Annotated in this window: 11 protein-coding genes; 5 read left to right on the forward strand and 6 right to left on the reverse strand. The window is 59.2% G+C overall.

Annotation, left to right across the window (positions count from 1 at the left end):
- The first annotated feature begins 36 nt into the window (after nt 1-36).
- Nucleotides 37-729, forward strand: coding sequence for a sensor histidine kinase (locus tag ACP8J1_RS10395; RefSeq protein ID WP_023019943.1), 693 nt, complete (start codon nt 37-39; stop codon nt 727-729).
- A gap of 3 nt (nt 730-732) precedes the next feature.
- Nucleotides 733-1,389: a LuxR C-terminal-related transcriptional regulator gene (locus ACP8J1_RS10400; RefSeq protein WP_023019944.1), complete on the forward strand. Its 657-nt coding sequence runs from the start codon at nt 733-735 to the stop codon at nt 1,387-1,389.
- Nucleotides 1,390-1,678: 289 nt separating this feature from the next.
- On the opposite strand, the gene ACP8J1_RS10405 is transcribed toward ACP8J1_RS10400, so the two are convergent.
- Nucleotides 1,679-2,524: a hypothetical protein gene (locus ACP8J1_RS10405; RefSeq protein WP_302517647.1), complete on the reverse strand. Its 846-nt coding sequence runs from the start codon at nt 2,522-2,524 to the stop codon at nt 1,679-1,681.
- Nucleotides 2,525-2,939: 415 nt separating this feature from the next.
- On the opposite strand from ACP8J1_RS10405, the gene ACP8J1_RS10410 reads away from it, so the two are divergent.
- Genes ACP8J1_RS10410 through ACP8J1_RS10420 form a run of 3 tightly spaced genes read left to right on the forward strand, consistent with a single transcriptional unit; the run spans nt 2,940 to nt 7,635 of the window.
- Nucleotides 2,940-3,236, forward strand: coding sequence for a rhodanese-like domain-containing protein (locus tag ACP8J1_RS10410; RefSeq protein ID WP_023019946.1), 297 nt, complete (start codon nt 2,940-2,942; stop codon nt 3,234-3,236).
- 37 nt (nt 3,237-3,273) lie between these two features.
- Complete coding sequence (locus tag ACP8J1_RS10415) at nt 3,274-3,732, forward strand: MarR family winged helix-turn-helix transcriptional regulator (protein WP_023019947.1); 459 nt, start codon at nt 3,274-3,276, stop codon at nt 3,730-3,732.
- Entirely contained in the window at nt 3,733-7,635 is a 3,903-nt protein-coding gene (locus tag ACP8J1_RS10420) for a Pls/PosA family non-ribosomal peptide synthetase (RefSeq protein ID WP_023019948.1), read from the forward strand.
- A 22-nt stretch (nt 7,636-7,657) separates the two neighbouring features.
- Here the strand turns inward: ACP8J1_RS10420 and ACP8J1_RS10425 are convergent, their stop codons facing one another.
- From ACP8J1_RS10425 to ACP8J1_RS10445, 5 genes are all read right to left on the reverse strand, one after another.
- The gene (locus tag ACP8J1_RS10425) at nt 7,658-9,304 is read right to left on the reverse strand and encodes a metallophosphoesterase family protein (protein ID WP_034655537.1); all 1,647 of its coding nucleotides are present in this window, start codon (nt 9,302-9,304) and stop codon (nt 7,658-7,660) included.
- Nucleotides 9,305-9,410: 106 nt separating this feature from the next.
- Nucleotides 9,411-10,553 (reverse strand): alpha/beta hydrolase, encoded by a 1,143-nt coding sequence (locus tag ACP8J1_RS10430; protein ID WP_034655540.1) that lies wholly within the window; start codon nt 10,551-10,553, stop codon nt 9,411-9,413.
- A gap of 275 nt (nt 10,554-10,828) precedes the next feature.
- Complete coding sequence (gene ppk2 / locus ACP8J1_RS10435; RefSeq protein ID WP_023019951.1) at nt 10,829-11,728, reverse strand: polyphosphate kinase 2; 900 nt, start codon at nt 11,726-11,728, stop codon at nt 10,829-10,831.
- A gap of 171 nt (nt 11,729-11,899) precedes the next feature.
- Nucleotides 11,900-12,034: a hypothetical protein gene (locus tag ACP8J1_RS10440; protein WP_023019952.1), complete on the reverse strand. Its 135-nt coding sequence runs from the start codon at nt 12,032-12,034 to the stop codon at nt 11,900-11,902.
- 44 nt (nt 12,035-12,078) lie between these two features.
- On the reverse strand, nt 12,079-12,225 hold the full coding sequence (locus tag ACP8J1_RS10445; protein ID WP_302517642.1) for a hypothetical protein: 147 nt from the start codon (nt 12,223-12,225) through the stop codon (nt 12,079-12,081).
- Between the last annotated feature and the right edge of the window lie 502 nt (nt 12,226-12,727).

The raw sequence follows: 12,727 nt of genomic DNA on the forward strand, positions 1-12,727 counted from the left end.
CCCCTGTAGTTCGGGACACCCGATATGCTGTGAACCGTGTTCCGAAAGAAGCCCCAACCCACCACGCACGAGCAGCAGCAGGCGCAGCAGATTGCGCAGCTCACGGCCTCGCGCCGCGCCATCGCGGACGCCTACGAGGTCGAGCGCGCCCGCATCGAGCGCGACCTGCACGACGGCGCGCAGCAATACCTCGTGGCCGCGAGCATGAAGTTGGGCGAGGCTCTTCTCGACGCCCCCGCTGGCCTCACCGAGCTCCTCACCGCCGCAAAGCAGGACGTGGACCGCGGCCTGAATTCCCTGCGCGCCACGGTGCACGGTATTCACCCACAGGTGCTGCAGGATCACGGCCTGGTCGCCGCGCTTGCCGACGCCGCCTCCTCCCACGGCCCCCACGTCAGCGTCTTTGCCCCGCATTCTCTGCCTGAGCTCTCCGCCTCCGTGCTGGCCTGCGGCTATTTCTTCGGCACGGAAGCTTTGACGAATGCGACCAAGCATGCGCCGGGCGCGCCGGTTTCGGTGCTGGTGACCTCGGACGATTCGCTGCGCATCACCGTGGTGGATGAGGGCCCCGGCGGCGCACAGGTCGTCCCCGGGCGCGGCCTGGCGGGGATGGCCGAGCGTCTTGCTGCCTTCGGCGGAGAAATGTCTTTGTCCTCACCGCCTGGCGGCCCGACCCGGGTGGCCGGGTCCATTCCCCTTCTTCTCGATCGCGGACAGCCAGGAGTGTAAAAGATGAGCTTAAGGATTGTGGTAGCGGATGACTCCGCCATTCTGCGCGAGGGCCTGGCCGGCCTGTTGGAGCGCCGCGGGCACTCTGTAGTGGACCAGGCTTCCTCTGCCCCTTCGCTCGAGGCTGTGGTGGATAAACTGCGCGACGACCTGCCAGACATCGTCATCACGGACGTACGCATGCCGCCGGGCATGGGCGACGATGGTTTGAAAGCCGCCGTGAATTTGAGAAACGCCTACCCGGGCCTGCCTGTCATGGTGCTCTCCCAATACGTGGCCCCGGCCTATGCGGTGGAGCTCTTCGACTCCCCCGAGGCCGGCACCGGCTACCTTTTGAAGGACCGTGTCTCCGAGGTGCGCGACTTCCTGGCCAGCCTGGACGTGGTGGCCCAGGGCGGCACCGTCATCGACCCCACCGTGGCTCAAGCTCTCATGAGCTCCGGACGCAGCGGCTTGGGCGAGCTCACCCCGCGCGAGCGCGAGGTTCTCGAATTAATGTCCCGCGGCAAGTCCAACAAGGACATCGCCGCCGAGCTCGTTTTATCCGCCGCCGCGGTGGCCAAGCATGTCTCCAACATCTTCACCAAGCTTCGCTTAGACCCCAGCGAGGACAACCGCCGCGTCAAGGCGATTCTGGAGTACCTCTCCGCGCACCGTTAAAACGCGCACGCAGGCCTCCGCGGGGCCAGCGCCGTGTGTGTCACTTTGACCCGATGCGCCACACAAGAATCGCCGCGGGCAGCCCGCACGACGCTCACGGTAAATAGAGCGCGAACCCCCCAATTTCCGACGCTATTTACAGAAAACGACATCGACTCCTCACACGAACCGACGATTTAAGTGCCACAGCCAGATCCGCGGCTTGCACCTGCGTGCTCTCCGCCAGAACCCGTTCTTCAACACGACGAATCACGCGGTCCTTCACATTTTTATTCCGGGCAGGTGTGGCCTAACTTTCTGGCCGGTTTGTGCTCTGATTCAGCAAGGTGCGAGTTTTAACCTTCACTAGGTTGAGATTCCACAGTCGAGCCTCATCGATCATAGCGAATTCGGTGGTGTCCTCATCCGAGATGTCCACTTCGATGGTGACAGCATTGCCTGCGGAAGAAATGATGGTGTAGTTAAGCCCTTCAAGCCTGTCAATTAAGGTGGTGACCGCTTCGCTTCTCGGGGAGGTCTTGCCCGAAAGCGCAGTAGCAATATCAACGAGCTTCTTTTCATCGATTGCTTCATCGCCGCTGTCGATGAAGCAATATTGTTGAATTGGCGATCCATCCTCTACAGGAGCGATGGAATGCTCTTCCGCTGAACCAACTTTTCTAAGTGTCAGCGTCCCGGTGACGTCCTCAAAAGCTAGCTGCTCCCGTGGACTGCGGTTGTTGCAGGCAAAGTGAATGGTGTCGCCTTCCCTCTCAGTGATAACAATTCCTGAATCACCAGTCATGCATTCGTATCCAGGTTCGACTCCTTCCATGTAACTATGGAGGTATTCGTTAAAGACACTGAGCCAGTCTGACTTTTGTCCGGTTCGCAGACGAAAGCCTGCGCTATTGCTAACGCCATCGGTAAGACGAATGCTGTTTTCTGTCTCATTATCAAAGAGCACGAACTCAGCGCTAAAGGTCCTAAGCCTCATTGCAGTGGGAGCCGTTCCTTGGCGAACTTCAAATTCGAGGTTGACAATATATTCGGTGTGAGGCTCCAAGCTCACCTCGATATCGCTTTCAATGGTTATGCCATCGATTTCAAGCGTGCCTTGTCGAAGCTCTGTCCGCATCTCTGCCAGACTTTGCATCAAAAATTTCCCTTTCAATTCAGATGAGCGTTGAAAGCGTGGCGGAGAAGCCCCACTCTCGCCATGAACAGAAAGCCGTACCGTGGGCTGTACGCCACTCTAATCACAACCAAGACGGGTTCGCCTGAATTCATCTCAGTTGCCGCTGGAAATTCATGCCCTGCGCACATCCGCCGCGGATGCCAAGGATTTGGACCAAGGCATACTCTAAGCCTCGACTACAAGGGGTTAAACGCCGAAGCAGATAACTGTTTGGGCTACAAATCTGGCGAGACAAGAGCTAAAGCTGCTGGAACAGACAATTGACGCAACGGGCCGAGCTCGCATGTTGTCGCCGTCCCTAGTTCCTCACGGCTCTTCTCGGACGCGGCACGCGGAGCAGCATAAGGACCTATGCGTGACTAGGGTATGAGGCATGAAAAACGTTCAACCAACCGAAGTACCAGAAGGCGCTCAGCTCATTGATGTCCGCGAGAATGATGAGTGGGCAGTGGAGCGCGCGAAGGGCGCGACCCACATCCCGATGAGCGAGATTACGGGTCGCATCCAGGAAATCGACCCAGATAAGGATATCTACGTAATCTGCCACGCAGGCGGTCGCAGCATGCAGGTCTGCCAGTATCTAGAACATGCGCTGGGCTGGGACACCATCAATGTGGATGGCGGCACGGATAAGTGGAAGGCTTCTGGGCTCCCCATCGAAACGGATTAATTGGCCTTAACCAATCTTTTGCGATTATGATGATGGTATGGCTTCCACGAATAATTCTGTAATCCCAACGACCCTGCTTGAGTCCCCGTCGTTCCAATTGGAGCGCCTCCGCCGCCGCACCCGCGATGGCGTAGAGGCTGCTTTGCAGACCAAGCAGACAACGCTGCGCGAGTACTGGGTCCTTACCTGTCTGGTCGACGCGGATGCCGCGTCGCAGTCTTATCTGTCCGAAACCCTGGCCATTGACGCCTCTGACATGGTGCGTCTTATCGACGCCCTCGAGGACCGCGGCTGGGCAAAGCGCGAACGCGACCCAAAGGATCGCCGCCGCCAGATCGTCGCTTCCACCAAAAAGGGCACAAAGGCCCACAAGGACCTGGCGGTGCTGGTCGCTACCGCCGAGGACGAGGCATTGGATGAGTCCACCAATAAGCAGCTCAAGCATCTGCGAAAGTTGGCTAAGTCCATCATTGCCGCGGACGAAGAAGAGGCATAAATGGCGGGTCCCGAATCGCTCGTCCCACAGCAGTACCTTCTAGGAAGCGCGGCACCGCGGCCGCGCACGCTGTGGGACATCATTACCACCACCGCGGAAATGAACCCCGATGCCGCCGCGCTTGATGACGGCGAAATCATCACCTATTCCGAGCTCATCCACGAGGTCGAGGCATGGGCTGCCGAGCTGCACGCCAATGGCGTGCGCCGCGGCGATCGCATCGGCATTAGGATGACCTCCGGCAAACGCGAGCTCTACCTCGCCATTTTGGCGACCTTGGCGGCAGGCGCAGCCTATGTGCCTGTCGACGCCGATGACCCTGACGAGCGCGCCGAGATGGTTTTCGGCGAAGCCGATATCGATGGCGTTTTCACGGACGACGGATTCCGCTTCCTGCGGGACTCCGCGCGCCCGGACGCTCCTGCCGAGAAGACGAATGCTCCGCGCCCAGAGGACACCGCGTGGATCATCTTCACCTCAGGTTCGACCGGCAAGCCCAAGGGCGTGGCCGTCAGCCACCGTTCCGCGGCCGCCTTCGTGGACGCGGAAGCGAGCCTCTTTTTGGTCAACCACCCGCACGGGCCCTTAGGTCCTGAGGATCGCGTGCTCGCCGGCTTGTCCGTCGCCTTCGACGCCTCCTGCGAGGAAATGTGGCTGGCCTGGGGCCACGGCGGCTGCCTGGTCCCAGCACCGCGGTCTCTGGTGCGTTCCGGCATGGATTTGGGCCCATGGCTCATCCGCCGCGACATCACCGTCGTGTCTACCGTGCCCACCCTGGCGGGCCTCTGGCCGGCCGAGGCTCTCGACAATATCCGCCTACTCATCGTCGGCGGCGAGGCCTGCTCGCAAGAATTAGTGGACCGTTTGGCCACCGAGGACCGCGAGATGTGGAATACCTACGGCCCCACCGAGGCCACCGTCGTCGCCTGTGCGCAGCAGATGCTGCCGGGCCGGCCGGTGTCCATTGGATTGCCGCTTAACGGTTGGGACCTGGTGGTCGTCGATAAGCAGGGCATGCCCGTGGAAATGGGCGGCGTCGGCGAGCTGGTAATCGGCGGCGTGGGACTGGCGTCCTATCTGGATCCGGCCAAGGACGCGGAAAAATACGCACCGCTGGAGTCCATGGGCTGGCAGCGCGCCTATCGCACCGGTGACCACGTTCGCCTGGAAGAAGACGGGCTGTACTTCGTCGGCCGCGTGGATGACCAAGTAAAGATTGGCGGGCGCCGCATCGAGCTCGGCGAGGTCGAAGCTAATGTTGCGGCGCTAGATAACGTCTACAACTCGGCCGTGGCCGTGCAAAAGACTCCCGGCGGCGAGTCCGTTCTGGTGGGCTATGTTTCCCTCGAGGATGAGTCCAAGGGCTTCGATCATGAGGCCGCGCATGCGCGCCTGGCCGATACCATGCCGGCTGCACTCGTCCCGCGCATCTGCGTGATGGAGGAGCTACCGGTGCGCACCTCCGGCAAGGTGGATAAGAAGGCCCTGCCGTGGCCGCTGCCTGGAGTGGGCGTGGAATCGACCACGCTGACCGAGACCGAAAAATGGCTCGCGGAGCTATGGGTGGAAACCCTCGGTGTATCCGTGGAGGATGAGAACGCCGACTTCTTCTCGCTCGGCGGTACCTCCCTGGCGGCCGCGACCCTGGTGGGGCATATCAGGGAGCGCTACCCCACCGTGGCCGTGCGCGACCTCTACGATCACCCGCGCTTGGGTTCTCTGGCGGAGCTCATCGGCGGCGCCGAGCCGCGCCCCGCGGCTGCCGACGTCCCCATGCGCGAGGTCACCAAGGTCGGCTTTGGCACCCGCCTCGCCCAGACCTTGATTCAGATTCCGGTCATGACCCTGGCCGCATCCAGCTGGCTGGCTTGGCTTATGTTGGGCTCCACCGTGGCGGCATCACTGGGCTTCGAGTGGGCCACTGCTTTCCCGTGGTGGCTGGTCATCGCCATGCTCATTGTCTTTGTCACCCCGGTGGGGCGCATCCCCCTCGGCGGCTACGGTGCGCGGCTCATTACGGCCGGCATTAAGCCTGGAGACTACCCGCGCGGCGGTTCTACGCACCTACGCATCTGGGCGGCTGAGCGCTGGGCTAATGCCGCTGGCGCGAGCTCCCTGGCCGGTGCCACGCGCGTGAATAACTACGCCCGTGCGCTCGGAGTCAAGGTCAAGCGCGGCGTGGACCTGCACTCCCTGCCGCCAGTTACCGGCCTGCTCACCTTGGGCAAGCACGCCGCCATCGAGCCCGAGGTGGATCTTTCCGGCTACTGGCTAGACGGCGATATCTTGCACGTGGGCGCCATCGACGTGAAGGAAGGCGCCCGCGTGGGCGCGCGCTCCACGCTGCTGCCTGGCACCATGGTGGGCAAGTACGCCCACGTGGAGGCCGGTTCCACCGTCACTGGCCGAAAGAAGATCAAGGACGGCCAGCGCTGGTCCGGCTCCCCTGCCCAAAAGGTGGGCCGCTCCAAGCACCGCTTCCCGTCCCATACGCCAAAGCGCCGGCCGTGGTGGGTGGCTATCTATGACGCCACCTCCGTCCTCCTCGCCATCCAGCCGGTCGTGGCGCTGGCGATAGGCGCGGCCATCGTCCTCGCCCTTGTGCATTCCACGGGTGGCGATAGCTTCATCGGTGCGGTCTTCTTCGCGCCCGTCGGCGCGCTGGCGGCCTTTGCCACCTATATGCTGCAGACCTGGCTGGGCGTGCGCATTCTCTCGCTGGGCATTAGCCCGGGCGTGGCACCCGTGCGCTCGGCCACGGGCTGGCGCCTGTGGGCCATCGAGCGCCTCATGGACGAGGCGCGCACCAAGCTTTTCCCGCTCTATGCCTCCCAGCTGACCCCAGCCTGGCTGCGCTCGCTCGGCGCGGAGATTGGCGCCAACGTGGAAATCTCCACCGCGGTCATGATCCCCAAGCTCACCGAGGTCAAAGAGGGTGCCTTCCTGGCCGATGACACCATGATCGGCGGCTACGAGCTCGGCGGCGGCTGGATGCGCACCGGCGAGACCAAGGTGGGTAAGCGCTCCTTCGTGGGCAACTCCGGCATCACCGCACCCGGCCGCAAACTATCCAAGAACTCGCTGGTTGCCGTTCTTTCTTCTACCCCGAAGAAGACGAAGGCCGGCGCCAACTGGTGGGGTGCGCCGCCAGAGCGCATGCGCCGCGTGACCGTAGAGGTGGACTCCCCCGCCAACTCGGGTGAGGCGCTGACCTATAACCCGGGCTTTGCCGTCAAGGCCGCCCGCGGCGTGGTGGAAACCATGCGCCTTTTGGCACCGATGTTTTCTGCCATGTTGCTCGCGGCAACCCTTAGCGTCTACGACTTGCTTCTCGACGCCCTCGGCTTCCCCCTGACCTGGCTCCTCTCCGGCCTCGTGCTCATGGGCATGGGTGCGGTGGCCATGGCCGTCACCGTCGCGGTGAAGTGGATCTGCGTGGGCAAGCACCGCGCGGCTGACCACCCGCTGTGGTCCGCTTTTGTCTGGCTCAATGAGCTGCAGGACGCCTTCGTGGAGGTCGTCGCCGCGCCGTGGTTCTTCCAGCACACCTACGGCTCCGGCGAGATCAACCTGGGGCTGCGCGCCCTCGGCGTGGAAATCGGCCGCGGTGCGTGGATCGATTCCTACTGGTTCCCGGAAACGGACCTCATCCGCGTCGGTGAGGCCGCCACCGTGGGCCCTGGCACGGTGGTGCAAACCCACCTTTTCCAGGACCGCGTGATGAGCCTAGATACCGTCACCATCCAGGACGGCTCCACCCTGGCCGCCCACTCGGTGGCGCTGCCTGCCTCGCTCATCGGCACTGCATCCACCGTGGGTCCCGGCTCGCTGGTTATGCGCGGTGACCGCGTGCCCACCAACGCCGTATGGCAGGGCAACCCCATCGAGCCGTGGGAGCGATAGGTCGCCGGCCATAATCTGCGCCCTACCGCGCGAAGTCCTGGTATTTAATCATCTCGCCGGACTTGAAGTCCCAGGCCTCCACCCGGACACGGTCAGCAAACACCTTGACCCGCAGTCCGGTGGAGGCCTCTTCCTTTTCCTTAACAATTTTTTCGTCGTTATCGCCATCCGGTAGGTACTCATTGAGAATGGCGCCGGTGTTGACCACGGGGAAGCCGGTACGGCCAGCCTCACCAGTGCCGTCATAGCGGCGGGTTCCCCACCAGTTATTCTGACGCAGCGAAGAGTGGCTGTGGCTGCTAAACCACACGATGTTGTTGTACTTATTGACCACGTTGGATAGCGTCTCGAGGTCCTCAAAGTCATTCTGGTACCACGCCGAATGAGACATCGATACCGTCTGCGGCAGCAGCGGATGGCTAAAGACCAACGCCGGAGTGCCCTTAGCATCCCAATAAGCCAGGCGCTCATCTAGCCAATCGAGCTGCTCCTTGCTGATGCGCTGGAACGGCTCCTTGCCGTGGCGCAGAATATCGGAATAAAACTCGGTATTTACCGAAATGAGCGGCACCCCATCCACCACTTCTTCCTTCCACGGTTTATCCTGGCCGGAGTATTTGAGAAAGCGATCCAGGTAAGTCTTAGAGCCTTCCTTGCCATACATTTCGTGGTTGCCGATGGTCCACAATTCCTTGCCCGAATCGTGCGGCACCTCGCTGTGCGCGGCCAAGAAATCATCCCACTGCTGCTGCGAGCCATCGTCCACGAGGTCGCCGTTGAGCACCAGCGCCCCGGCCTTGTCCTCCATACCGTTCAACTGGCGGACCGCGTCTTTGTAGTCTTGGGGGTCGCCCTGGACGTCGGAAAGCACGTCCACGGTAGCCTGCGGCGAGCCCTGAAGCTCACCGAGCGGCTTGACGACGCCCACGTTATCCACCGCCCACCACCAGTCATCATTGCCGTTGTTGTAGCTGAAGCTAACCTGCATATTCTTCGCGCCGGCTGGCACGTCCACGCCAATGGACTCGTGCTTGGAGAAGACATCCTTATCAAAGACGGCGATTTCCTGGGCTTCCCCGCCATCGAAGGAGACAGTCACCGTGGCATTTTGCCCGTCCTTGCCCTGGCGGTAATGGTGGTCGAATTCCACATTCACCCGCTCCTGCCCCGCCACCGGGATGGCCGGGCTCTTTAGACCCGCGGTCATGGAATCGCCTTCGGCCAAGCGCTGCTGCTTGTTGTCGATGATGGCGAAGGTGTCATGCGCCTGGGTGAAATAGTGGCGCATATCGGTACCAGATGCCCAGGTCCAATGGCGCATATCGCCAAAAGTCCAGCCCTTCCAGCGGGCCTCGCCCGAGTCCACGCCGTGCACGTCGGTCTTCCACCCCTCCGGCGCGCGGTGAGTAAACCATGCCGGGGTATCCACCCCGTCGAAGCTTTCCAGCCACAGCACCCGAGACTCAGTGGCGTCCTCCTGCTGCACATCGTCTCCTGTGGAGGAACCGTGGGAGGAGCTCGGTGAAGAACTCAGCGAAGAGCCGAATGACGACCCCAATGAAGAACCATGGGACGAACCCGGAAGCGAGGACTGGGCCGCAGCTCCGGGCGCGCCTACTATTGCGGTAAGCGCCAGGATAGATGAGAAAGCACAGAGTTTATTTTTCATAATTCAATTTCTATCCGTCCTGGGCAACGACGCGGTTACATATACGTAAACTCTTGGCAAGCACTACATGCCTGCCAAGAGTCCTCACTTTGAGGTCCGCGTGAAGTTAGGCGTGGCGGTCGAGCCAGTCCACGACGGTATCGAGAGCCTGATCGGCAGCCGGCTCATTAAAGACCTCGTGCTTCTGCCCCTCCCAGGTCACGTACTCCACGTCCTTGGAGGAGATGGAGTTATACCAATCCTGGGAGAAGTACGGCGGAACGATTCCGTCTTTGGTGCCGTGCATGATGAGCGTCGGTGCGGTGAAGAGGTCCGCATTGACGGCGTCGTAATTCGCAATTGCCGCCAGCTGCAAGGCCGTGCCGGCACTGGTCTTCTGCGCAATGAGCGGGCTAGAGGCATACTCGTCCTTCACCGCTTGGTTAGTGGAGATACCATCCGTAAATGGATTAGACAGCTGAATGTCCTTGCTCCACTCCGGCGATTGTGCGCCGATTTCGGTGCGGTGCGGAATCAGGTTCTGCGCATAGTTCGCATTAAAGCTGGTGAGTTGGGCTAGCGGCAAGCGTTCAAAGATGGTGGGATCCAGCTTCTTCTGGGTCTCAGAAATATCATCCGGCGTGATGTTCTTTCCCGCAACATTCTTGCCCGAAAGGTTCAGCGGCGCGCCGCCACCGTTAGTGATGATGCCATCGACCTTGCCCGGCTCACGAATGCCATAGGCCTCCACGGTCAGCGAGCCCATCGAGTGGCCCAGCAGGAAGGTCTTTACTCCCTGATTTTCTTCCTTCGCCATGTCCACGACACGGTCGAAATCATCGAGGATGTACTGGAAATTATCGATATGCCCCATCGGTACGCTGCCGCCGGCGGATTTGCCGTGGCCGCGGTGATCTACGCGGTAGACGTTGTAGCCTGCATCGAGCAAGCGCTTGGCGACGTAATCGTAACGCCCCGAGTGCTCAGATACACCGTGCGCCAAAACCACCGCACCGCGTGGGCTTGCCACCTTCTGCTTCCGGTAGTAGATCTTTACACCCTGACCGCGCTGGCTATCGAAGTAGCCATCCTCGTCAGAAACCTGCTTGTCAGAGACGGTCGGGCGTCCCAATACATCTGGCTTCTGGTCTGCCGTTGGGGCCGGTGCCTCTTGAGCAGCTGCGCCAACTGTAAACGTTCCAGATACCGCCACTGGTGCCGCCATGACAGCAGCCGCCGTCAAGCAAGCGGTTATATGCTTCTTCATCATCACCGTCTCCTCTTTAGTGTTGTATCTCATAGTGCTTTCCCGGATGAGATTGAGATAACAGTGATGCTAAATACGCGACGATATAAAGCACAAATAACTTCCAATTATGTAACCTACGGTTCCGTAAAATAACCGCACGGAAACGGACTTTTAGGAAGAACAAATTTTGCCAAAACTATTGCCCAAATCCACCCCCGTTACCCCCTTAATACAAAAAGCGGGAAACTCGAAGTTTCCGAGTTTCCCGCCGTCGTGATGGCTAATCCAGCTAAAGCTTAGTCACCAATCTGGTCGCGACCACGCTTAACAATATTCTCATCAACCTCGCCCACCAGCTCGTGATCCTTGTTCGTATACTCGAACTTGGACAGTACATAGCGCATAGCGTTAATGCGGGCACGCTTCTTGTCGTTGGACTTAATGGTAATCCACGGCGACTCTTCCGTATCCGTATAACGGAACTGCTCTTCCTTAGCACGGGTGTAGTCGTCCCACTTATCCAGCGAGGCCAAGTCCATCGGGGACAATTTCCACTGGCGCACTGGGTCAATCTGGCGAATAGCGAAGCGAGTGCGCTGCTCCTTACGAGTAACCGAGAACCACAGCTTGGTCAGGGAGATACCCGAGCCCAGAATCATATTCTCCAGCATCGGAACCTCGCGAAGGAATTCCGCGTGCTGACTTTCGGTACAAAAGCCCATAACCCGCTCCACCCCGGAACGGTTATACCAAGAGCGGTCAAAGAAGACGATTTCACCACCGGCCGGGAAATGCTCGATGTAACGCTGGAAGTACCACGAGGTGGACTCACGCGGCGACGGCTTTTCCAATGCCACTGTGCGGGCACCGCGCGGGTTCAGGTGTTCGTTAAAGCGCTTGATAGTGCCGCCTTTACCGGCTGCGTCGCGCCCCTCAAAGATAATAATATGACGCTGACCAGTTTCCTTGGTCCAGTTCTGCCACTTCAGCAATTCAATCTGCAGCGCACGCTTAACGGACTCGTACTCATCGCGAGTCATGCGTTCATCGTAGGGGTAATTTTCACGCCAAGTCTGAACCGGGGAACCATCCGGCATGATCAGCGAAGGGTCATCCTCATCGGTTCCGTCGACGACGTAGCCGTCTGTTTTTGCCAGGTCAATCTCGGGAAGATCGTCGTCTTTAATATCAGCCATGCATTAAGTGTAACCCGAATATAGACAGCAAGCGCGTTAAACTTTCGAAGTTATCCCTTCCCTAAGAAGTTATCCCTTCCCTAAACAGCCACCAAAACGAAAAGAAGGCCTACCGAGACGGTAGACCTTCTTGCTTCAGTGAGCTTTAAAGCTCAGAACTGGAGGATGTTCTTATACGAACATGCCGATCAGCTTGGAAGCGCCTTCAGCAATGGACAGCAGCGGAGAAAGAACCTCGTGGATAGAGTTGAACAAATTGCTGCTCAATTCTACGAAGCTGCCGAAGTTGGAGGAAAGTTCCTGCATTTTAGTGTCTCCTTATTGAAGGTTGGTTGATGGAAAGGTCTTGCTTACTTGGAGCTCAGTTCTTCCAAGCCGTTACCGAAAGTCTCGAAAGCTTCCTTCAGGGCCTCAAATCCTTCAGCGACGCCTTTCCAGTCCTGGATGCCCTGAACAATCTTGCCCCAGCCTTCCCAGGTAGTTACGAAGTTATCCAAGTGCATCTGAATGGTGGAGAGATCCGTGTTTGAACTCCTAAAATAGATCCGAAGCTACTGCCGCGGAGGGGTTTGCAGTTTGCAGACACCCTCAGCGGGCGTCACAAAAGATATTTTGACACAAGTTTGAACGAAATCAAGTCAAATTTGCATAGATGCCCCATCACGCAGGCAACTTGATAAGGATAAGTTTATGGCTTTTGGAGGCATTAAAATTTTTTACCTTAACTGAAAGGCTACTAAACTGGGCTTTTACATTACGCTTTAAATAGCTAGGTTAGCTCAGGCTTAACACTGTAACGCTTCCGGAGTAACGAACGATAGGTAGGCGCAAAACCCACTCTCCGAGAGCGAAAAACCTTTTTAAATTCCGCCCCTTCAGCTACCCCTATACGGGGTCACTGGGGTGCATGGTTCGCATGTTAAAAGCTGTGGCGGAGAATCGCGAGCCATATAGCGCGGTGAATTTCCCAAAAGCTCTCCGATCTCCAGCCCCAATTGA

It is taken from the genome of Corynebacterium sp. LaCa_205 (assembly GCF_057458085.1).